This window comes from Arthrobacter sp. MDT2-34-1 (genome assembly GCF_059091365.1).
The window spans coordinates 1-636 of the sequence record NZ_JBNHGO010000097.1; the positions used below are offsets into that span (position 1 = coordinate 1).

The 636-nt window shown below is 64.2% G+C and carries 2 protein-coding genes; both read left to right on the forward strand.

Annotation, left to right across the window (positions count from 1 at the left end; genetic code table 11):
* Positions 1 to 337 (forward strand): acyl-CoA dehydrogenase family protein (locus tag AC5RVV_RS17825; RefSeq protein ID WP_494002684.1); only part of this gene is annotated, 337 nt, incomplete at its 5' end.
* A partial coding sequence (locus AC5RVV_RS17830; protein ID WP_494002685.1) for a phosphotransferase occupies positions 334 to 636 on the forward strand: 303 nt, incomplete at its 3' end. The genes AC5RVV_RS17825 and AC5RVV_RS17830, both read left to right, overlap by 4 nt.

The window sequence follows — 636 nt, forward strand, 5'->3', positions numbered from 1 at the left end:
CATGATCGACATCGAAACGTCCGATGCTATCATCACAAAAACCGCGAACCTGCTCGCCACAGATCCGAAAGCCGGATCGGCCATGTCCTCGATCGCGAAGGTACACTGCTCCGAGGCGATTTACCGAGTGATTGACCGCGCAATCCAAATCTGCGGCGGCGACGGCGTCTCCGATGGCCTCCCGCTCGCACAGTATCTCAACGAGGTACGGCCATTCCGGATCTACGATGGCTCCAACGAGACCCACAAGTGGGCAATCTCCCGCCGCGCATCGGCTGCCAGGGCCAAGGCCGTGGCGAACGGCGAGCTTCGCCTCGATCAGGCGGTGATCCGATGAGCACCGTCAGCGACGGCGTTCAGGTCGTCGATTCGCGTGAGGAAGCCACCGCGCTTGCCTTGCCGCCGCTGCTCGTCCTCGACGCCGTCCGCGAGTTCTTCGACACGCACAAGCTCGGCCGAGGGCCGCTGGAGGTCGACCGCATCGGGGATGGCCAGTCAAATGTGACCTACCGGATTGTTCGCGGAGACGAGACATTCGTGCTACGCCGCGGACCCCGCCCGCCACACCCGAAGTCCGCCCACGACATGGTGCGGGAGGCCCGGATACAACGCTTGGTGCGTGCCGCAGGTGTCCCC